This window comes from Oceanobacillus alkalisoli (assembly GCF_021556485.1).
In the GTDB taxonomy this organism is placed as follows: domain Bacteria; phylum Bacillota; class Bacilli; order Bacillales; family Amphibacillaceae; genus Oceanobacillus; species Oceanobacillus alkalisoli.
In genome coordinates this window covers 25,742-46,434 of the sequence record NZ_JAKGBW010000021.1, presented here as the reverse complement: position 1 = coordinate 46,434, position 20,693 = coordinate 25,742, and the positions used below count along the sequence as shown (strand labels likewise).

The 20,693-nt window shown below is 40.8% G+C and carries 19 protein-coding genes and 1 pseudogene; 12 read left to right on the top strand and 8 right to left on the bottom strand.

Features of this window, described 5'->3' with window-relative positions; all coding sequences use genetic code 11:
- Window positions 1–63 precede the first annotated feature (63 nt).
- From LZD48_RS16470 to LZD48_RS16440, 6 genes are all read left to right on the top strand, one after another.
- Window positions 64–399 carry a DUF4363 family protein gene (locus tag LZD48_RS16470; protein ID WP_235763812.1) on the top strand — a complete coding sequence of 112 codons (336 nt, stop codon included), beginning with the start codon at window positions 64–66 and terminating at the stop codon, window positions 397–399.
- Between the two features lie 604 nt (window positions 400–1,003).
- Entirely contained in the window at window positions 1,004–2,038 is a 1,035-nt protein-coding gene (locus LZD48_RS16460) for an ABC transporter permease (protein WP_235763811.1), read from the top strand.
- Window position 2,039: 1 nt separating this feature from the next.
- Complete coding sequence (locus tag LZD48_RS16455) at window positions 2,040–2,711, top strand: ABC transporter ATP-binding protein (RefSeq protein ID WP_235763810.1); 672 nt, start codon at window positions 2,040–2,042, stop codon at window positions 2,709–2,711.
- Between the two features lie 105 nt (window positions 2,712–2,816).
- Window positions 2,817–3,497 (top strand): response regulator transcription factor, encoded by a 681-nt coding sequence (locus LZD48_RS16450; protein ID WP_235763809.1) that lies wholly within the window; start codon window positions 2,817–2,819, stop codon window positions 3,495–3,497.
- Window positions 3,494–4,876 carry a sensor histidine kinase gene (locus LZD48_RS16445; protein ID WP_235763808.1) on the top strand — a complete coding sequence of 461 codons (1,383 nt, stop codon included), beginning with the start codon at window positions 3,494–3,496 and terminating at the stop codon, window positions 4,874–4,876. Before LZD48_RS16450 ends, LZD48_RS16445 begins: the two co-directional genes overlap by 4 nt.
- Before the next feature lie 96 nt (window positions 4,877–4,972).
- Entirely contained in the window at window positions 4,973–5,365 is a 393-nt protein-coding gene (locus LZD48_RS16440; RefSeq protein WP_235763807.1) for a hypothetical protein, read from the top strand.
- Window positions 5,366–5,422: 57 nt separating this feature from the next.
- On the opposite strand, the gene LZD48_RS16435 is transcribed toward LZD48_RS16440, so the two are convergent.
- From LZD48_RS16435 to LZD48_RS16410, 6 genes are all read right to left on the bottom strand, one after another.
- On the bottom strand, window positions 5,423–6,490 hold the full coding sequence (locus LZD48_RS16435; protein ID WP_235763806.1) for an ABC transporter permease: 1,068 nt from the start codon (window positions 6,488–6,490) through the stop codon (window positions 5,423–5,425).
- The gene (locus LZD48_RS16430) at window positions 6,487–8,007 is read right to left on the bottom strand and encodes a sugar ABC transporter ATP-binding protein (protein WP_235763805.1); all 1,521 of its coding nucleotides are present in this window, start codon (window positions 8,005–8,007) and stop codon (window positions 6,487–6,489) included. Before LZD48_RS16430 ends, LZD48_RS16435 begins: the two co-directional genes overlap by 4 nt.
- Window positions 8,008–8,087: 80 nt before the next feature.
- A complete protein-coding gene (locus tag LZD48_RS16425) occupies window positions 8,088–9,080 on the bottom strand; it encodes an ABC transporter substrate-binding protein (protein WP_235763804.1) in 993 nt (330 codons plus the stop codon).
- Window positions 9,081–9,271: 191 nt separating this feature from the next.
- Window positions 9,272–10,258, bottom strand: coding sequence for a Gfo/Idh/MocA family protein (locus LZD48_RS16420; protein WP_235763803.1), 987 nt, complete (start codon window positions 10,256–10,258; stop codon window positions 9,272–9,274).
- Window positions 10,259–10,268: 10 nt separating this feature from the next.
- Window positions 10,269–11,072, bottom strand: a complete 804-nt coding sequence (locus LZD48_RS16415; protein WP_235763802.1) for a sugar phosphate isomerase/epimerase family protein — start codon at window positions 11,070–11,072, stop codon at window positions 10,269–10,271.
- Window positions 11,073–11,235: 163 nt separating this feature from the next.
- Entirely contained in the window at window positions 11,236–12,219 is a 984-nt protein-coding gene (locus LZD48_RS16410) for a LacI family DNA-binding transcriptional regulator (protein ID WP_235763801.1), read from the bottom strand.
- Window positions 12,220–12,404: 185 nt separating this feature from the next.
- Here LZD48_RS16410 and LZD48_RS16405 point away from each other — a divergent pair.
- A pseudogene (locus LZD48_RS16405) lies at window positions 12,405–12,677 on the top strand (sugar phosphate isomerase/epimerase); the annotation flags it as partial.
- Between the two features lie 14 nt (window positions 12,678–12,691).
- Here the strand turns inward: LZD48_RS16405 and LZD48_RS16400 are convergent.
- Complete coding sequence (locus LZD48_RS16400; RefSeq protein WP_235763800.1) at window positions 12,692–13,264, bottom strand: Maf family protein; 573 nt, start codon at window positions 13,262–13,264, stop codon at window positions 12,692–12,694.
- 162 nt (window positions 13,265–13,426) lie between these two features.
- Here LZD48_RS16400 and LZD48_RS16395 point away from each other — a divergent pair, with 162 nt between their 5' ends.
- The 3 genes from LZD48_RS16395 to rnhA all read left to right on the top strand — a co-directional run bounded on the left by LZD48_RS16395 (window position 13,427) and on the right by rnhA (window position 17,153).
- Window positions 13,427–14,572 carry an MFS transporter gene (locus tag LZD48_RS16395; protein WP_235763799.1) on the top strand — a complete coding sequence of 382 codons (1,146 nt, stop codon included), beginning with the start codon at window positions 13,427–13,429 and terminating at the stop codon, window positions 14,570–14,572.
- A 730-nt stretch (window positions 14,573–15,302) separates the two neighbouring features.
- Window positions 15,303–16,460 (top strand): MFS transporter, encoded by a 1,158-nt coding sequence (locus LZD48_RS16390; protein WP_235763798.1) that lies wholly within the window; start codon window positions 15,303–15,305, stop codon window positions 16,458–16,460.
- 39 nt (window positions 16,461–16,499) lie between these two features.
- Window positions 16,500–17,153: a ribonuclease H gene (gene rnhA / locus LZD48_RS16385; RefSeq protein ID WP_235763797.1), complete on the top strand. Its 654-nt coding sequence runs from the start codon at window positions 16,500–16,502 to the stop codon at window positions 17,151–17,153.
- Between the two features lie 61 nt (window positions 17,154–17,214).
- On the opposite strand, the gene LZD48_RS16380 is transcribed toward rnhA, so the two are convergent.
- Window positions 17,215–18,255, bottom strand: coding sequence for an aldose epimerase family protein (locus tag LZD48_RS16380; protein ID WP_235763796.1), 1,041 nt, complete (start codon window positions 18,253–18,255; stop codon window positions 17,215–17,217).
- 141 nt (window positions 18,256–18,396) lie between these two features.
- Between LZD48_RS16380 and LZD48_RS16375 the strand changes: the two genes are divergently transcribed.
- Window positions 18,397–19,092 (top strand): L-ribulose-5-phosphate 4-epimerase, encoded by a 696-nt coding sequence (locus tag LZD48_RS16375; RefSeq protein WP_305082627.1) that lies wholly within the window; start codon window positions 18,397–18,399, stop codon window positions 19,090–19,092.
- A gap of 155 nt (window positions 19,093–19,247) precedes the next feature.
- On the top strand, window positions 19,248–20,360 hold the full coding sequence (locus LZD48_RS16370; RefSeq protein WP_235763795.1) for a GntR family transcriptional regulator: 1,113 nt from the start codon (window positions 19,248–19,250) through the stop codon (window positions 20,358–20,360).
- Window positions 20,361–20,693 lie beyond the last annotated feature (333 nt).

Genomic DNA, 20,693 nt, shown 5'->3' with positions numbered 1-20,693 from the left:
ATTTAGCTTTAGTATGGGGCAAGCTATGCATATCAATTCATTAGAAAAAGGAGAGACTTTCCTTTGGGAAAAATAGTCGGCCTTATTTGTTTATTTATATTGCTAGTCGGTTGTGAAGTTAATATCGGTGGTCAGAATTTTTATGACCAGATTAATGAAATAGAGCAGCAGATGGAAGCACAGGATTGGGAGGAGGTTGTCATAAAGTCGGAGGAACTGAAGCGATTATTTAAAAAAGATAAATGGAAATTACAATTTTTGGGAGATGAAGATGAATATGAAAGCTTATATGAAGCGATCAATAAGCTAATTGCTGCAGGAAAAGGGGAAGATGAGGCGAACATTCGAATGGAATTGTCGATTATTCACACATACATCGAGGATATTTATTCCTTATGATGACGAACGAGGCTTAGGTTTTTCCTAAACCTCGTTTGGTCTTTTTTGTCTAAGAGCGATCCAAGCTGTTTTTAAAGAAGAATAGGTTCCAACAGCGGCAGCTCCGTAAAAGGCGCCTATAAAAAGCCCAGCCCACAAATTGCCTCGGTGACTGATGAATATGGAAATAATAAACCCGATAATGCTTGTTATCGTGGGGAAATAGGTCCTGGGAATCGGAAAAAGTTTAAAGCTTTGGGTTAATATAACAACAATTGGAACAGCAATGACACCATCCCTGGAAATTAGTATGAATCCTCGGGAAATCCAACATGGCCCCTCCTTTTTTAATAATATGCCTTATTCCGTAAAAAATTATTATTTTCAGATGTCTGGCAATCGGGACAACAACTTTGCCCCCATGTCCCAGTGTCCTGGTCTGTTCATTTTCTATTCATCTTTTGGTTGTATTCTTAGGTTAATGAATTTCATAATACGTATTTAATGCTTCGCTATCACCATATGTAGTTGAGTTGGTTCGTTCCCAACTACATATGGTGAAGCTGACTTTGGTAATTATGAAATTCATTCATGTTAATGAGATTTTGAGTTTGGAGGAATGAGGATGAATCTTGCTTGGAAAGAGATGAAGAAGAATAAGGTAAGGTTTTTAATATTGGGTTCGATTGTTTTTCTCGTTAGTTTACTGACATTTATTATATCGGGGCTAGCAAATGGGTTGTCGCAGGATAATGCGGCTCTGATTAAAGATTTGCCGGATGGGCAGTTTTATATGAGTGAAGATGCAGAAGAGACATATAATTTATCAAGAATTGACGCGAGTACACAAGAAGAGTTACTGGAAAAAGAGGAAAATGCTACTGCATTGTCGATTCAGATGGGTTTTCTACATGATGCGGACGACAAACAGCAAAGTGTAGCCTTTGTCACCTCAAGCCCATCGGAAAATTTCCCTGAAGTAGGGAATGGGGAAGTTATCTTGGACCGTTCGCTGGAGGAGAAAGGCATTCGGATTGGGGATACACTGACGAATAATCAATTTAGTGGTGAGTTTACTGTAAAAGGTTTCGTGGATCAAGAGAAATTCAGCCATGCGCCTGTTGCTTTTATCCATATGGAAAATTATCAGGAAATGTACCGGGTAGAGGAAATGCAGCTAGTCTTCGTACCGGACGGGGAAACTGCTGAATCTGTCAGCGGACTGCAAGCTTTTACAAAGGATGAATTTTTAAATACGATTCCAAGCTTCAGTGCGGAGCAGCTGTCATTAAATATGATTGTCTGGTTTCTAGTCGTGATTAGCGGGATGTTGTTTGGCATTTTCTTTTATATGATGAACGTGCAAAAAATTGGTCTGTACGGAATCTTGAAAGCAATAGGTTACAAAACAAGTAGTCTATTTAAAATGATGTGGACACAAATGATCTTCATTACACTGATGGCCCTTGGACTATCGATTGCACTGAGTCAGTTATTTAATCAAATTGCGCCGGAAGGGATGCCTTTTAGCTTACCGGTTGGAACAACAATTCAATTATCGATTATTTTCCTTATTATTGGATTTATTGGTTCCACGTTATCAGGGATCCAAATAAAAAAGGTCAATCCATTACAGGCAATCCAGCAAGGAGGAATTTAACATGGCGATACTGACAATGGATGAAGTAAGAAAAACGTTTACGAATGGTGAAGTGGAAGAAGAGATATTAAAAGGGATTAATCTCTCGCTTCAGGAAGGAGAAGTGACAGCACTGGTCGGGGCATCCGGATCTGGCAAAAGCACCTTGCTCACGATAGCGGCAGGACTGCAGGAAGCATCAGACGGTCAAATAATCGTGGGCGGTGAATATTTAACCGGAATGAATCAGGAACAAATCCGTAAAATCCGGGCGAGTCAATTCGGGTTTGTGTTTCAATTTGCCCATCTTGTTCCATTTCTTACAGCGGAAGAACAACTTCTGCTTATGCTCGAGGTATCCGAGTCGAAATTAACGAAACAGCAGCAGAAAAAAGAAGTGGATCGAATGGTAGACTTAGTAGGAATGAGCCACCGGAAAAATGCATATCCAGCTTCCATGTCAGGCGGAGAGAAGCAGCGGATTGCCATTGCCAGGGCGATGATTCATAAACCTAAAATCCTGTTTGCCGATGAACCGACAGCAAGCTTGGATTCCAAGCGGTCGAAGGATATTATGGGACTGATTCGCGAACTGACGAAAAGTGAGCAGATCACGACCTTGATGGTGACGCATGATGAAGAGATGCTTGAATTTGTAGATCATGTGGTTAAAATGAGTGATGGGATCATCTAATGATCCCCGTTCATTCATATTTTCCATCCAGCCCTTGGTATTGCACAGGGCTGTTTTTTTCTGTACAGTTTGGTTAAAGAAACTATTTATATGGGAGTTAATACAATGACAACTATTTTAATTGTAGATGATGATAAACATATCTTGAATCTTGTTTCCATTCATTTATCAGAACAAGGATATAACGTCTTGGAAGCAAAGGATGGAATCGAAGCATTAGAAATTCTCCATGAAGAGAACTGTCATTTAGCGGTTGTTGACGTGATGATGCCGTTTATGGATGGATATGAACTCACGAAAGAAATTAGGAGACGGTACAATATTCCTGTCATCTTGCTGACAGCTAAAAGCCAAATCGATGATAAGGAGCAAGGATTCCAGGCGGGAACAGATGATTATCTCGTGAAGCCGTTTGAGCCAAAGGAATTGGAATTCCGGATTAAAGCGTTGTTGCGCCTTTATTATAATGAACAGGATGAATTTATCATCCGGTTCGGTGAAACGACGATAAATAAAAGGACATATGAAGTAAAGGCGGGGGACCGAACCATGCTTTTACCTTTAAAAGAGTTTGAACTGCTCTATTTCCTTATGTCACATCCAATGCAGGCATTTACCCGCGAGCACCTCATTGAGCAGATTTGGGGTTTTGATTATGAGGGAGATGATCGCACAGTAGATGTGCATATTAAGCGGCTTAGGAAACGGTTTTCAACATGGACCGATGACTTCCAAATAAAAACAGTCAGAGGAGTTGGCTATTTACTCGAGGCGAAACACACATGAGGACGCTTTATGTCAAGCTGGTTGTTGCTACCATTGGGATTATGATTTTCAGCAGTATTTTAGCTTTTATCCTATCCAATATGTATTATCAGCAAAAATTAAAGCCAGAAAACGATGAAAAAATTACAACAATCGCTGAATCGATTAAATCTTATATTGATGAGTATCCAAATATCAATCTGACCGAGTACTTAGAAAGTATTGCATCTGTCGGTTATCAGATGTACTTAGTTGATGATTTTCGTGAAGGAGATTTTTACGGAGCGGAATTCAGGGATGAGAGCCTTGCGGAACAAACGGTGGAACAAGTTTTAAACGGGGAAGTATATCATGGTATCCTTGAATTTCCCCAAGAAACATTTGTGACTGGCTTTTTTGCAAATGAATTAAAGAATACAATTGGTGTTCCAATCACGCATGACGGGGAAAATTATGCGCTGTTCCTAAGACCGGATATTAAACTGCTTTTCAATGAAATGCATTTTCTTTTTGCCTGGCTGCTTGTGCTGACGATTCTGTTAAGTATTATTTTAGTTGCAATCAGTACGAAATATTTAGTGAAGCCGATATCTGAGTTGACAGCGGCAACGAAATCGCTCGCGGAGGCGAACTTTAATGTGGAAATCGAGACAAAACGGAGTGATGAACTCGGAGTGCTTTCACAAAGCTTTGTTCAAATGGCAAAAAAGTTAGAACAATTGGATGATGTACGGAAGGAATTCATTTCCAATATCTCTCACGATATCCAGTCACCCTTATCTAATATTAAAGGCTATACGAACTTGCTGGAAAACGAATCGATTCGTGACGAAGAGAAGGGTGAGTATATTTCAATCATTAATGGAGAGATAAAACGGCTATCCAGTATGACGGATCAATTATTGCTTCTTGCATCATTGGATCGCAACGATGATCTGGTGAAGCGGAAAACATTCAACCTCGGGGAGCAGTTGAAAGAGTTAGTCCGTAATTATCAGTGGCAGATTAATGAAAAAGGACTCATGCTGGCGTACACATTACCGGATATTGAATGGAACGGGGACCCAGCTTTATTGAATACGGTTTGGGATAACCTGTTATCAAATGCGATTAAATATAATAAGCCGGATGGGAGCATTAACCTATCCATTGAAGAAAAAGATGAAGCGGTTATCGTTACGTTTGAAGATACGGGAATCGGGCTTGAACATACAGAGATAGAGAGGGTTTTTGATCGATTTTACCGGGCTGATACATCGAGGACAAGAACAGTCGAAGGAACGGGACTCGGCTTATCGATTGTGTGGACAATTATTAAATTACATGATGGCTCGATTCAGGTGGACAGCAGAGAAGGAGAAGGCACTGTTTTCACGGTGAAGTTACCTAATGGTAAATAAGTTTAATCCAATTCATTTTCTATTCATATTATTGCTGTAAATTAAAGAGGTAGATGAAAAAAGCACGAATGATGAATGAATTGGAGAGGATTTTCTATGTATAATAAGTATAGTTTATTATTGTTGCGATTAGCAGCTGCTTTCGGTGTAGTTGGAGCGATTCTCGGAGCACATATGGCTGGGGCAGGTTCGTATGCATTCCGCCCGGTCCACGCTCATATTCTAGTCGCTGGCTGGTTAAGTCTTTTTGCTTGGGCAGTATATTATAAGGTATTCAAGCCCTCTACTCCTGTATTGGCGAAAGTCCATGTCTGGTGTGCAATTATTGGATCAGTTGGCCTCTCAATCGGCATGTGGTTATACATGGTGAAGCCGTTTGAATTACCAGAAGCTGTCCTGCTTATTATTTATATTGGTGGCGGAGTAACATTACTGATCAGTTATATTGTGTTTTTCTTTATGACGATTTTTAATAGAATAGAAGGTTAATCGATAAACAGGAAGAGGATTCTTTGACTGCAAGGCAAAGGTCATCTTCCTGTTTTTTCATGAACTCTCACTCTTTCTCTGTAGCAGGACAGCGACAATAACAATGAAGCCTTTAAATGCTTCCCGTAAGAAGGGAGGGACACCAAACAGGTTCAACAAATTATTCATGACAGCGATAATCAACATGCCATATACTGTTCCAAGCACAAAGCCGCGTCCACCAAGCATATGCGTTCCTCCGACGACAGCAGCTGCAATCGCGTCCATTTCCATTCCACGCCCCGCATTGGAAAAATCCATGGAACCAATTCTGGATACTTGGATAATTGCAGCGATGGAAACTAGCAGCCCCATTAGCGCATATACACGTAATTTTACTTTATTGACATTCACCCCGGATAATCGAGCGGCTCTTTCGTTCGATCCGACGGCGATGATTTGTCTGCCGAATGTAGTCCTTTTCGAGACATAATAGAGGATAGCTGCAATAACTGCCCAATAAATGATAGGCATAATCATAAGGTTGCCAAGTTTAAAACTGGCTATTTGTAAAAACTCCGTTGGAACCGTTGTATTATACCCTTGTGTAAAATGCTGGGTTACACTCCGGAAAATCATCATTGCTCCTAATGTTGCGATAAAAGGAGGGACGAGCCCTTTCGTAATGGACACACCAATAAGTGCTCCCAACAAATAACCGAAAGCGAGTACGAGCAGAATCGTAAGAAAAATTGCAGGTGTTCCGGTAATCCCAATCTCGCCTAAGATTCCACTTGCGCCCGTATCAAGTAAATACATGGCAAATGCACCTGTAATGACAAGGGTGGAGCCTACAGATAAGTCGATTCCTCCAGTCATAATGACAAACGTCATCCCTAATGCAACAATCCCGACACCAGCATTATTTCTTAAAATATTGATCCAGTTATTTGTCCAGGCCTGGAACCACTGGCCAATAGAGTCATAATCAAAACCTAGCGTTAAAGTCTGTAGAATAACCATGATAATAAGAGCGATTAAGATACTAAACAATGGATCATTCGCCCATTTATGCTGGAACCATTCTTTAACGTTTCGTTTCTTGTTATTGTTAACAGGAGGTGTCATTTCTGGATTCGGCATCATATTTGCTGTTCACTCCTTTTTAGCTCGGGCTCGCCACCAGTTGCAAGACGCATAATTGTCTGTTCATCCATGTCGTTGCCACTTACTTCCCCTTGAATAACTCCGTGATACATGACAAGTGCTCGGTCACAGACTCGGATGATCTCTTGAGCTTCACTGGAAAGTACAATGATTGCAATATTCTCCTCAGCTAGTTTGATAATGATATCGTATATATCTTCTTTTGCACCGACGTCAACTCCTTGGGTAGGATTATCTAAGATCAATACCCGCGGATTCGTAGCGAGCCATTTTGATAAAACGACCTTTTGCTGATTCCCGCCGGAAAGGCTCATAATACTATCCGTTAACTCTCCCATCTTCAAGCGTAATGTATTGCGTTGCTGCTCAAAGACATCACGGTGCTTGCGCGTATTAATAATCCCGCGTCTCGAAAACATCGACCATGTAGAAATGGATGCATTTTCAAAGATAGTCATATCCTTGAGAATCGCATTTTCCTTTCGATTGCGGGGGAGGTAGGCAATTCCTGCTTTGATAGCTTGATATGTATTCGCTATCTTGATTTCATTGCCATATAAATATAGTTTTCCGGTTCGATACGTATCAGCCCCGAAAATTGCTTGGAAAAGCTCGCTGCGTCCGTCACCAAGAAGTCCAGTAACGCCAATAATTTCCCCAGCATGTACAGTGAAGTTTATATCGCGAAAATGTTCTTCATCTGTTAATCCTTCTACGCGTAAAACTTCTTCACCAATATCATCCGGATCCTTTTCTCTTCTCAGGGATTCGGTCCGTACATCAAATCCAACCATATAACTAGCGAGATCTTTCGTTGTTACCCCGCTAACATTCCCTTCTGAAACTAATAAACCATCACGAAGGACAAGATAGCGGTCACAAATTTGCATAACTTCATTCAGTTTATGGGAGATGAAAATAATCCCGACTTGATGATCCTGCATCGTTTTCATCATGGTAAAAACTCGACTAACCTCTGCGTCTGTTAAGGAAGTGGTCGGTTCATCCATAATAATGATGGAGGAATTAGTCATCATTGCCCGGCAAATTTCAACGATTTGCTTATAGGAAGCATCCAAATCTCTGACCATTTTCCGGGGATCTAAATCCACGTTCATCCGCTCAAAGATCTCCGCCGTTTTACGATACATCTCTTGTAAATCCAAACTTCCGCGTTTGGTTTTCAGTTCGCGTCCGAGAAACATGTTTTCATAGATCGGCAAATCATTGACTAAGTTCAGCTCTTGATGGATGAAAGCAATTCCTGCATCAATCGAATCCGCGGGTTTTTCAAAACCTATTCTTTTTCCGTCGATTAATATAGAACCGGAATCTTTCTGTATGACACCGCCGAGAATATTCATTAAAGTTGATTTCCCAGCTCCATTTTCACCGAGGAGGGCACATATTTCACCACCTTGAATGGAAAAGCTCACATCTTTTAACACATCATTGCTGCCAAAAGATTTTCGTATGTTTTGCATCTCGACTTTCATTATCATCACCTCCGGGCAGGTTGGGGAGGAAGGGTTACAAACAATCTATAACCCTTCAGTTTTTTATGTCCATTGCTTGTTTAATAAGGTGATTCGTCATCAAGGAATTCTTCGTAGTTATCTCTGTCTACAACAGTTGTTGGGATAATCGTTTCTGCTTCTACATCATTTCCTTTTAATAGATCAAGGGCGACGTCGACAGCATCTTTCACCATTGCTGGACTGTAAAGCGCAGATTGAATCCAAATGTCTTCATTATCCGGCATCATATTAAAGTATTCTTGCATGCCGCCACCGCCCGTAACGACCTGGATATCATCTCTTCCGGCTTCACCGATTGCTTGGAGGACACCGATTGAAGTTTCATCATCGAGTGAATACACAGCATCAATCTTATTTAAACTTGTTAAAATATCGGCAAAGTCAGCTAGGCCGTCTTCTCTCGTAAACTGCGTTGCATAGGTGTGGATTGTTAAATCAGGTGCAATTTCTTCAATTGTTTCCATGAATCCGGCTGTCCTTAAATCCGAAACAGACCCGGCAGAAGGTACTTCCAAAACGACAACTTCACCTTCTGTGCCAATTTTATCTGCAATATAATTGGCACCTTGAACACCCATATCATAGTTGTCACCAGCAACCCGGTAGACACCATCCACATCAATGACGATATCGAAGTTTACAATTTCAATCCCCTCATCCATTGCCTGCTGAATCGGGACTTCCATCCCTTCCCATTGCGGGAAAGCGACAATTACTTCTGCTCCCCATGTTTTCAAGTCATCCAATTGTGAAGTCATTTCTGATGCATCATTACTTGTGTGAATCTGATAGTCAATCTCATCCGACAATTCCTCTGCCCGCGCTTCGGCATGATAAGCAACTGCTGCGACCCAGCCGTGGGTTACTGCGGGTGCAAGAATTCCGACTTTATACTTGTCGCCGGAATCTCCATTCTCATTACTTTCATTATCACTTTCTCCTGTAGTACCTGAATCGGTGTCATCAACCCCGCATGCGACAAGAATGGCAGCGAGTAAAAGTAGAGCAATGGATCCTAATATCTTTTTCAATGAAATTACCCCCTTTAATATATGAATGAATTTCATAATTACCAAAGTCGGCTTTCCCATCACCATATGTAGTTGGGAACGAACCAACTCAACTACATATGGTGATGGTGAAGCATTAAATACGTATTATGAAATTCATTAATATGTTCATGAATCGTAAAACCATGGTTGATTCGTGTGACAGTTTAATCTTATCCGAGAGTGATGACTCGACCTGTTCGCAGTGAAGTTTCAATTGCTTGTAGTAGGTGGATAACGTACCGTACATCCTGAAGCGGTATGATTTCGTTGGCATTGTCATTCTCCAGGCAATCGATAAAATAGGCTAATTCATTTTGAAAAGCATCTCCTGCAGCAACTTCTGCGTTTGTCGCTTTTTCATCGTCGTAGAGAATAAGTCTGCTATTATTGATATGCTCAATATTTGCTCCAGCCTCCAACTGAAAATCCACCATCTTTTGGTCCGCTTGCATGCGTAGAGACATCGTAAATGGAAAGTGTGCAGGCATTCGGTGGGAGGCTTCTGCAAACGCCTTCGTTCCATTTTTGAAGGTTAGTGTTGTCATGATATGATCCCATGCCTCATTACAATTTTGTTTACCGACCGCATATACCGACTTTGCTTCACCAAGTAAATGATAAATAAAATCAATGTCGTGAATATGAAGATCGAAAAGAGCCCCACCACTTTTTTCAGGGTGCTTAAACCATTCACTCCATTTCGGCAGCGTTCCTAGTCTTTTGGCATAAACCGTATCGATTGTATGCTGTTCAATCGTCCCACTGAATGCTTTTATCCACTGATATTCGGGCCAAAAGCGGAGGAGATGGCCAACAAATAATCGTACTCCAGCTTTCTCCACTGCATGTATTATTCTGTTGGCAGATTCTACATTTAGGGTGAGTGGCTTTTCACAAATAATATGTTTCTTTGCTTTTGCTGCTTTTAAAATATATCTCTCATGCAAATACGTCGGTACACAAATATCAATAACATCGATATCCTCTCGTCTAAGGAGTGCATCATAATTTGAAAAAATGGCTCCTGTAAATTCGTTTAGACCTTCCTTGTTGCCACTCGTACAAATTGCTGTCACTTCAGCATTTGGAATCTTCTTGTAAGCTTCCAGGTGGGTTTTTCCAATAAAACCGAAACCTGCAAGTCCTATTTTTAACATACTGATTCTCCTACTCTAGTAATCGCTTGAGATAATAAAAGGATCTTTCCACTGCATGATTTACTTCTTCTAATGTTTTTGGATCGTCTGGTGTAAACTCAATTTCGACACTGATTGGCCCGTTGAAATTTCCTGATTCTAAAACGTGAAAAATGCGCTTGAAGTCCAAATGACCATCACCGATTGCGGGGAAGTTCCACTCTTTATTCTTTCCAAGCTTATCTTTTAAATGGATAAACGCCACCCTGTCTATACAAGTTGTCAAATCATCATACGGCAGCACATCTCCGTAAAAAATCACATTTGCAGTGTCATAGTTAATCGTGAAGCGGTTGTTTAACTGTTGGGCTAACTTTTTCAAAGAATTCCCAGTTGCAAAATGAGTGCCATGTGTCTCAATTGCCAGTGTGAGACCTAGTTCCTCGCACTTATGCAAAACCGGTTCAAGGTTTTTTATAAGCAATTTTTCATCATGCGTAATGTCTGTATCTCCGTGGGCTTCACCGGTGGAAGTGATAAGATAGGTGCAATTGAAATACGTTGCAAGCTTCATGCTGTTGAGTAAATTTTCGATACCTGCATCGGTCAATAGATTGCTGTGCGCGCCTATTCCAATACAGGTCATTCCGTAGCTTTCCAGCAATGTTTTCTTTGCTTGGAGTTCTGTATCTGTCATATCGGCTAAAAGGTGGGGAGTGTGATCAACTGCCGCTAGCTCGATTTGTTTGAAGCCGGCTTTACTTGCACCTTTTATTGCTTGTTCCAGTGAAAAACCATGATACGTATTTGAATTGATAGCAAGATTATGGAACATGTCATCCTCCTGAAATGATACATTTTTCGTTCCAATTATGCGTTTATTCGGAAAATTTGAGTTGTGAGAAAGAAGTTTCAAGCGCAATGGAACCGCAGTCAATGATACCCACATTGAATTTCATTAGCAAAACCTCCTTTACTTAAAATGAAAAGAATGACTGCTACCCCATGGTTGATTCACGAATGATCAATTCATGCTCCAACACAATGCTGTCTACTTTTTCATTTTTCATTTTGCTCAATAGCATCTCAACGGCAAGACAACCCATTTGATGCATCGGTTGGGAAACGGTCGTTAAGGTTGGATTAGTCATATTCGAAAAACTAATATTATCAAAACCGACAACTGCAATACTCGGGTGTCCTGGCTCTAAGTTGATTGCTTTTAACGCCCCGATTGCTAATGTATCCGAAACAGCGAACACAGCTGACGGTTTCTCCTCGAGCTGGAGCAGCATTCTCATTGCCTGGACACCTTGTTGGAAATCGAGGTTTTTCGTATGATAAATCCATTCACTTTTTAAAGGCAGATTAAATTCTTTTAAGGCACGTTCATAACCTGAACGGCGTAACCTTGCATACAGAAATTTTTCATCGGAATTGATAAGGGCAACTTTTTCATTGCCAAGACGGATAAGGTGTTTGACGACTTGGTAGGCTGCCAGTTCACTATCTATTGTCACGTAGGGGATGCTGCCGCCTTTTTCATATTCACTGCAGAGAATGACGGGATGTTTTTCAGCTAATTTTTTGAGTTTCTTCATATTGACGGTGGGATCCATGGATATAACGCCATCAGCCAGTTTGTTTTTGACCATATTGAAGTAAATATTTTCCCGCTCAGGCTTTGAATCTGTTTCACATAGAAGGATGTTGTAGTTATTGGCAATGGCTGTTGTTTGAATCCCGTTAATAATTTCCGAATAGAACGGGTTGGAGATACCTGGCAGTAAAACGAGTATTTGCCGGCTCTCTGAGTTTCTTAAATTTCGCCCGAGCATACTTGGCTCATAATTCAATTCATTGATTGCGTGCTCCACCTTACTTCTTGTTTTTGGAGTGACTGAGGTAGCGTTATTTAAAACCCTTGATACCGTCGCAACAGAAACTCCTGCTTTTTTTGCAATTTGTTGTATGTTTGCCACGTTCGTTCTACCTCTATTCTCGGGTATAATATCCTGAATTGAAATCGATTACAATTTATTTTAGTGGCGAATGAGTTGTTTGTCAATACTAAATTACGTTTATTTTCGAAATATATAATCTTTTAGCTTGGCTTTGTTCTTTTTATGTATAATGAATGTAACGGATTACAAAGGGAGGCGTTTCGATGAAGCTAGGTGTTTTTACTGTATTGTTTTCCGCTAAAGGCTTGGAAGAGATGCTTGATTATGTTACGGCTAAAGGTGTTGAAGCGGTGGAACTTGGGACAGGCGGGCATCCCGGTGATGCACATTGTAGGGTTGATGAGCTGCTTGGCAATAAACAAAAACAACAGGAATTTAGGAATAAGATTGAAAGCAGAGGACTAATTGTAAGCGCCTTAAGTTGCCATGAAAATGTTTTGCATCCGCAAAAGAAAATAGCGGAAGCGGCAGATGATTTTTTGTGTGGGTTCTACTCTATAACGATCCCAAAATCTCGTAATTCCCTCACAACCCGGGATAGCGGCAAGCCGACTACCGTATAATAATCGCCGATAATCTGTTTTACAAACATCGCACCTAGACTCTGAATGCCGTATGCACCAGCTTTATCATAAGGATCTTCTGTTGCTACATACGCGTCAATTTCTTCTTCACTAAGTGGCCAAAATTCCACACGCGTGCGTTCCACAAAAACAGTTTTCTTTTGTAAAGAACGAATCATCACACCTGTATACACATCATGGACTTGATCGCTTAAAGTAGAAATCATTTGCTTTGCTTCAGTTTGATTACGGGGCTTTTCAAAAATCGTGTGCTCATAAGAAACGATCGTGTCAGCTGATAAGACGACTGTGTTGGGATGGTGAATTGGGATATTTTCACCTTTCCAAATTGCTAGTTGCTTTACCTTCTCGATTGGGTCTGTTGTAGTGATCTGTGATTCATCAATGTCTGCAGGTTCAACCGTAAAAGGTATCTTTACTTGAAGCAACAGTTCTTGTCTTCTTGGTGATGATGAGGCTAAGATTAGTTTATTTGCCATCACATTCCCTCCTGCATGTATTGGGTATCATTTAATTATATAGGAGTTGACAAGGTTGTAACAATTTATCTGAAATAAGTTTTCTGTTAGCCCCTATCAACTGTATATTTCACCCTATTCAGGTATAATGATGGATAGAAAAATCTGTGAAGAGGTTATAGTATGAGTAGAATTTTATTTATTATTATCGTTGTATCATTCTTGGATACATTTATCCAGTTGCCGATTATTACGCCGTATGCGATGGAATTAGGAGCATCTCATCTTTTGGCCGGGTCAATTGTTGCTATTTATTCGCTGACCAATATGATCGGTAATATTTTCGGCGGGCATTGGATTGACCGGTATGGAAGAAAAAGAATGCTCTTAACAGGGATGCTTTTTGCGGCAGTCATCCTTATCTTTTATCCGCTTGCCCAGTCCGGTTGGCAGCTATTCTTTATTCGCTTCTTCCACGGACTTGCTGGTGGGGTGCTGATCCCGGCAGCTTTTGCGTATGTTGGTGACATCTCGAAGTCAAAAACTCGCGGTAGATCAATGGCATTTACAGGTGCAGCTATCGGGATTGCGGCGATTGCAGGTCCAGCAATTGGCGGTGCGATGGCAGCAAGATCGCAAATTGAATATGTATTCATCTTTGTAGCGGTTTTATTTTTCATCAGTTCGTTTTTAATTTATCAGTTTATTGAGGAGTCCTATGTGTCTACGGAGAAGGGGAAGTTTTCTTTAAGTGAATTCATGCCGCTTCTGAAGCATCCGTTAGTTCTCCAAGCATCACTTGCCGCGTTTGCTTTGATGATCAGTAACGGAACATTGGCATTTGCCTTGCCTTTAAAGGTGAGCGATATGGGACTTACCTCGGAAACAACGGGAATGATGTTAAGCACCTATGGCATTGTGGCACTCATTGTTTTCTTGACGCCTATCAACCGGATATTTGACCGGCTTTCTTCCTTATCGCTTGTCATTACAGGAATCATGATTATTGGTTCTGTGCATATTATGCTGAATATCGTGTCCATTTATTGGTTGAATATGCTACTCATGGTCGTTTATGGCATCGGTTTTGCTTTTGTATTCCCTTCGATGAACAAGATTGTTGCAGAGGCTTCATCTAAAGTGGACCGCGGGAAAGCGTATGGAATCTTTTATGCATTCTTTTCCTTTGGTGCAGTTGCCGGTTCGTTTGTTTCTGGAGCGACTGCAGAGACGTTGGGACTGCCGTTCTTTTCAAGTGCGATTACGATGATGGCGGTTGGAGTGATCTTGCTATTCATTGCGAGGAAATATCCTGTTAAGGGAAAATAATAGTGAAAAGCTAAGCAGGCTGCCTTGGTACAGCCTGCTTTTTTCACTGCGAAAAAAGACATCACACCTGCCATATTTTCTATATTAGCGTATAATGAAAGCGATAGATTTATATAAGAGTTCTCTTAGACAAGATCAGCTTTAGAACCGTGAAACTGTCTCGTATAAGAGTTTTATTAGACGAAATTAGGTCTAAATCTGTGAAATTGTCTCATAAGTGGGGCCTATTAGACAAAATTTGCTCTAGCTCCGTGAAACTGTCTCATAGGAGGAGCCTATCAGACAAAATTTGCTCTAGCTCCGTGAAACTGTCTCATAGGAGGGGCCTATTAGACAAAATTTGCTCTAGCTCCGTGAAACTGTCTCATAGGAGGAGCCTATCAGACAAAATTAGCTCTAGCTCCGTGAAACTGTCTCATAGGAGGGGCCTATCAGACAAAATTAGCTCTAGCTCCGTGAAACTGTCTCATAGGAGGGGCCTATCAGACAAAATTAGCTCTAGCTCCGTGAAACTGTCTCATAGGAGGGGCCTATTAGACAAAATTAGCTCTAGCTCCGTGAAACTGTCTCATAGAAGGGGCCTAGCATAAAAAAAGAAGCTAAATAAGGTGAATTCCATCCTTTAAGGAGAAGAATAAACTAGCATAAATTATACTGTTACAGAAGTGAAGAACTTAAATTCAACATATACAGTGGAAAAGTAAGGTTAATGAATAAAGGTGGTATAAACTTGAAACTAAAAAAAGTGCTGCCAATTCTCTTTATGATCATGTTCCTTGTGATGGTCGGCTTTGGAATCATCATTCCAGTGCTCCCGTTCTATGCGGAGGACCTCGGTGCCTCGCCTACGGAACTTGGATTATTAATGGCAGTATATTCATTCATGCAATTTCTTTTTGCGCCGATGTGGGGGAGGATATCGGACAGGTATGGCAGAAAACCAGTTATTATGGTAGGTATATTTGGCTTATCGCTATCCTTTTTCCTTATGTCTCTATCTACACAAGTATGGATGCTGTTTGTCGCCAGGGTTATCGGCGGGGCATTGTCAGCAGCAAACATGCCGACCGTGATGGCGTACGTTGCAGACATCACAACGGAAGAAGACCGCAGTAAAGGAATGGGGATAATCGGTGCTGCGACAGGATTAGGATTTATTTTCGGTCCTGCAATCGGCGGGGTATTTACAAATATCAATCTGCATGCACCATTTTACATAGCGGGAGCCTTATCGTTTCTGACACTCCTTTTCGTCATGTTTTTCTTAAAAGAGTCCTTGCAATATTCAGAAGCTGGAAAAGCGGGTGCAGACAAGAAACAGCCCTTCCGTAAAGCAATTGCGGGACCGTTTGCGACTCTTTACTTCTTGCAATTTTTCATTACACTATCCCTTGCAGGGCTGGAAGCGACATTTGCTTATTTCGCAGCAGCTAAAGCCGGGCTTGACGCAGTGAAGCTAGGATATATTTTTATGATCATGGGCCTTGCGAGTGCAGCGGTTCAAGGGAATATGGGGAAATTGACGAAAAAGTTTGGCGAAGTGCGGATTATTCAATCGGGGATTATCATTTCAGCGATTGGATTTGCGCTCATCCTATTTACACAGAACTTCATCACCGCAGCTATTTTCCTTGCGATATTCGGAGTGGGGAATGGTGTGATTAGGCCGAGTATTTCGTCTCTCTTAACGAAAAAATCACGTGCGGGTTATGGGAAGACGACCGGTTATTTATCTTCAGTTGATTCTCTTGGAAGAATCATCGGCCCAGTGCTTGGGGGAGTTCTGTACTCGGTTGCAATGGAACTGCCGTATATTTCAGGAATTATTTTATCTGTTGCAGCTTTCGCCTTGTTTAAAGGGGCAGCTCGTGATAGATTAAGTGCTTAGTTAATTGGTGTAAGCACCTAAAAAAGGAGTCGTACAATAATGGCAAAGCAAAAATATTATGTCGTCTGGGAGGGCAGAAATCCTGGTATTTATACGAGCTGGGCAGACTGCCAGAAACAGACGAGCGGTTATAAACAAGCAAAATTCAAATCATATCCTAGTCTTGCGGAAGCAGAGAAGGCATATAAAGCGGGCTGGAAGAATAATTGGGGGAGTGGTGGAAATGCAAGTGCCATGCAGCGCAAGAAGCCGGCGGGAAATCTTTCCGCAAATTCCCCTGAAGAAAAAATTGATTATGACAGTATTTCTGTTGACGTCGGTACCCGTGGAAATCCAGGTCCGATTGAATATCAAGCGGTAGACACGCGTACAGGAGAAGTCGTTTTTTCTTATGGTCCGATTAAAAAGGGAACGAATAACTTAGGAGAATTCCTGGCAATTGTGCATGCCCTCGCATTCTTGCAGAAACAGGGCAGCGAGAAGACAATTTATACCGATTCGGTCAATGCGATGAAATGGGTACGGGAAAAAAAGGTTTCGACAACGTTAAAAAGGGATGCATCAACAGAAGAAATTTGGAATTTGATTGACCGGGCGCTTGAATGGCTTCATACCCATACGTACGAAAATAAAATTAAGAAATGGGATACGAAAAAGTGGGGCGAGATTAAGGCGGATTACGGGAGGAAATAAAATGAGTGACTGGAAGGGCAATTTCTTTTTGCTCCCAGCCACTCTAGTTTATCTATTCAAATCATTCGTCCACAGATAATTCATAAATAATCCGGTATGTCTTTTTGTCACCGGCATCAAGCACAATATTTCCAAAATCCGGATGATGTACCGCACCAGGTAATGTTTGTGGCTCGAGCGCAACAGCCATATGAGGGGAAAGGGCATGTCCATCATTTACAGTTATTTTTGATTCCGTCGCATTTAAAGAATAAAAAACCAGTCCATTTCGATCAGAATGAATGCGGATACATCGTCCGTTATCTAAATTCCTTAATACGGCAACTTCTGAATCCGTCACCTTATAAGGGTCATCAAAGCCAGAAGCACCAGTTTGTTTGACAGATTCCAGTTTTTCTAAAAGATTACTTTCCTTGTTAAAGTCGTAAGCTGTGTCTGAAATAGTTAGTAGTTTACCAGTCGGGATTTGGTTTTCATCAAGCTCTACCGTCTTGCGCGCTCGGATGCTTAATTGATGACCTCCCAGCCCTGCTGTTTTATCATCGTTTAAATTAAAGTAATTATGGGTGGTTGGATTGAATAAAGTCGCAATTTCGGATTGATTCTCACCGGTAAATTCAATTTGTAACTGGTTTCCGGAAATCCAAGTGTACGAAATGGACGCAATGAGCTTAGCTGGGAATCCGTCCGTCTCGGATTGAATCGTTTTTGTAAAAATAATACCATTCCCAAGTGCGGAAACGTCCCACCATAAGCTATGGAATCCATTGTTGCCACCATGTAATGTGTTATTCCCTTCATTTTGTGGCAGTTGAATATGTTCATTATTATACTGGAAAGCTCCATCTTTAATTCTTCCGCCAACTCTGCCGATGGCTTTTCCGAAGAAGTACGTTTGGTCTGTTATAAAATCTTGCGGTTCATTAAAACCAAGTAAAACATTATGAATGTTGCCGTCTTTATCTGGCATCGTTAGGGACGTCAACGTAGCACCGATGTTCAGACAGGAAAAGGCGTAACCATTTCCATTGTCTACGGTGTATTTCTTTAAGGGGATGTCTGTTTGAGCGCTTAATCTTTCATTTGTAATTGTCACCATCATGGGCACCAACTTTCTAGTTTGAGTAAACGGTTACAAAATAATTGTATCAGTTATACGTATGAAAGTCAATTCGCTTTGACTTATACGGACAAGTGGTATAAACTAAAGAGAGTTAATAATTCTGTAAGGGGATGAATGCCGATGTTGGAAAAGTTAAAACAAGAGGTCTATGAAGCGAATATGTTACTGCCGAAATATAATCTTGTCACGTTCACATGGGGAAATGTCAGCGGAATTGATCGGGAAAAGCATCTTGTCGTCATTAAGCCGAGTGGTGTAGCTTATGAGGAATTAATGCCGGAACAAATGGTTGTTCTTGATTTGGACGGGAATGTTGTTGAAGGTGATTTGAATCCATCGAGTGACACAGCAACTCATCTTGTATTATATAAACAATTCCCGGAAATCCAAGGTGTCGTTCATACTCATTCACCATGGGCGGTGACATTTGCGCAAGCCGGCCTAGATGTACCAGCTGCAGGCACGACCCACGCAGATACATTTTATGGCTCGGTTCCGGTTACGAGAAAAATGAAGGAATCAGAAGTAGTTCAGGATTACGAGAAGCAGACAGGCGATGTTATCGTGGAGACTTTTGAAGAAAGACAAATTAATCCGTCTGAAGTACCGGCAGTTCTTGTCAATGATCATGGTCCATTTACATGGGGGAAATCAGCAGAGGATGCGGTTCATAATGCCGTCGTACTGGAGGAAGTATCCAAAATGACGTATCATACATTACAATTGAACCCCCATCAGATCGACATGGATTCCTATTTATTAGATAAACACTATTTAAGAAAACATGGAAAAAATGCTTATTATGGGCAAAAGTAAATGAGATTGAATAAAATGCTGCTGTTTTGAAGCGTGTATCAATTGCTCCTTCAAGGCAGCGTTTTTTCATTATGTTATAATGAGTTTGTCATGATATAAATGAAATTTTTAAAACTTTTACATAAAAGTGATATAGGCTAGAAGGGGACCTCACCATGGTTAAAAAATATGAACGAATAAAAATAGATATAAGTGAGAAGATTTTATCTGGTACGTACCAGATAAGTGATAAATTACCGACGGAATCAGAGTTGATGGAAATATATGAGGTAAGTCGCTTCACGGTGCGCCGGGCCATTGATGAGCTGGAGAAGGATAATTTCGTTTACCGGATTCAAGGTGCTGGTATATTTGTGAATGATTGGAAAAGTAAACCGAAGCAGCAGATTCAAAATAAGACGATCGGACTCATATCAACCCATATAGCGGATTATATTTTCCCGAATATCATCAGCGGCATCGATAATTATATCTCGACATACGGTTACTCGATACTCATTGCAGATACGCAGAACAATCCAGAGAAAGAGCGGAAAAGTTTAACGAATCTGACAGCCAATCAATTATCAGGATTTATTATCGAGCCAACAAAGAGTGCGAGAAATAATCTGAATAAAAATATGTACGATAATATGAAAGCGATGGGTATCCCGATGTTGTCGATCAATGCGACGTATGATAATCTCGATATTCCCTATTTAGTGATGGATGATGTTAGGACAGGGGAGATGGCGACCAATTATTTGATTTCCAAAGGGCATCAGCAGATTGTCGGAATCTTTAAGGTAGATGATAAGCAAGGGATTGACCGGATGAACGGCTTTATTAAGGCTTATCAGGATCACCCGGAAATCTCGAATATGGGTGACATGATGATGTATCAGACAGAGGAAAAAATAAATAACATATTTAAAAAGCTGCATACGATGCTGACACGTTCTAAATATGCTCCAACGGCAATCGTTTGTTATAATGACCAGCTGGCGATTCAAATTATGAATTTTGCAAAAGAGATTGGGTTGAAAATCCCGGAAGATATTTCAATTATTGGCGTGGATGATTACCCGTTTTCCAATTATACGAACCCAAGGCTGACAACGATTCGTCATCCCCAGGAAAAGATGGGATTCGATGCAGGGAAAATGATGATTGAAATGATTAATAAACAGGAAGTCCGTTCGAAAGTTTATGAGCCGGAGTTGATTGAACGGGATTCGGTTCTAGACTTAAAGAGACTTCATGATTCTCTTCAGGAAAAGAAGGGATAATTAAATCCGAATGATGAAACCTTCCTCTAAGAGAGGTTTCATCATTCGGACTTTTTATTTTGTATAGAGAAATGTCGAAATTTTCACCCACTTAGGCAATCGATATTATGGTAAATTTAACATATTAATGAATTTCATAATACGTATTTAATGCTTTTCCATCACCATATGAGTTGAGTTGGTTCGTTCCCAACTATATATGGTGATGGAAAAGCCGACTTTGGTAATTATGAAATTCATTCATATAAAAAAAGTATCTGTAACGAACTTTCTTTAATAAGAATCAGAATTGGCAAGCCAGAAAAGGAAAATGGGAGTAAGGGGACAGAAAAA

Excerpts from the sequence above, each read along its gene's own strand:
- LZD48_RS16375 (WP_305082627.1), top strand. The coding sequence starts at position 18,397 with ATGTTGGAAAAGTTAAAACAAGAGGTCTATGAAGCGAATATGTTACTG.
- LZD48_RS16395 (WP_235763799.1), top strand. The coding sequence starts at position 13,427 with ATGAGTAGAATTTTATTTATTATTATCGTTGTATCATTCTTGGATACA.
- rnhA (WP_235763797.1), top strand. The coding sequence starts at position 16,500 with ATGGCAAAGCAAAAATATTATGTCGTCTGGGAGGGCAGAAATCCTGGT.
- LZD48_RS16370 (WP_235763795.1), top strand. The coding sequence starts at position 19,248 with ATGGTTAAAAAATATGAACGAATAAAAATAGATATAAGTGAGAAGATT.
- LZD48_RS16380 (WP_235763796.1), bottom strand. The coding sequence starts at position 18,255 with ATGATGGTGACAATTACAAATGAAAGATTAAGCGCTCAAACAGACATC.
- LZD48_RS16455 (WP_235763810.1), top strand. The coding sequence starts at position 2,040 with ATGGCGATACTGACAATGGATGAAGTAAGAAAAACGTTTACGAATGGT.
- LZD48_RS16400 (WP_235763800.1), bottom strand. The coding sequence starts at position 13,264 with ATGGCAAATAAACTAATCTTAGCCTCATCATCACCAAGAAGACAAGAA.
- LZD48_RS16430 (WP_235763805.1), bottom strand. The coding sequence starts at position 8,007 with ATGAAAGTCGAGATGCAAAACATACGAAAATCTTTTGGCAGCAATGAT.
- LZD48_RS16440 (WP_235763807.1), top strand. The coding sequence starts at position 4,973 with ATGTATAATAAGTATAGTTTATTATTGTTGCGATTAGCAGCTGCTTTC.
- LZD48_RS16450 (WP_235763809.1), top strand. The coding sequence starts at position 2,817 with ATGACAACTATTTTAATTGTAGATGATGATAAACATATCTTGAATCTT.
- LZD48_RS16435 (WP_235763806.1), bottom strand. The coding sequence starts at position 6,490 with ATGATGCCGAATCCAGAAATGACACCTCCTGTTAACAATAACAAGAAA.
- LZD48_RS16445 (WP_235763808.1), top strand. The coding sequence starts at position 3,494 with ATGAGGACGCTTTATGTCAAGCTGGTTGTTGCTACCATTGGGATTATG.
- LZD48_RS16420 (WP_235763803.1), bottom strand. The coding sequence starts at position 10,258 with ATGTTAAAAATAGGACTTGCAGGTTTCGGTTTTATTGGAAAAACCCAC.
- LZD48_RS16460 (WP_235763811.1), top strand. The coding sequence starts at position 1,004 with ATGAATCTTGCTTGGAAAGAGATGAAGAAGAATAAGGTAAGGTTTTTA.
- LZD48_RS16415 (WP_235763802.1), bottom strand. The coding sequence starts at position 11,072 with ATGTTCCATAATCTTGCTATCAATTCAAATACGTATCATGGTTTTTCA.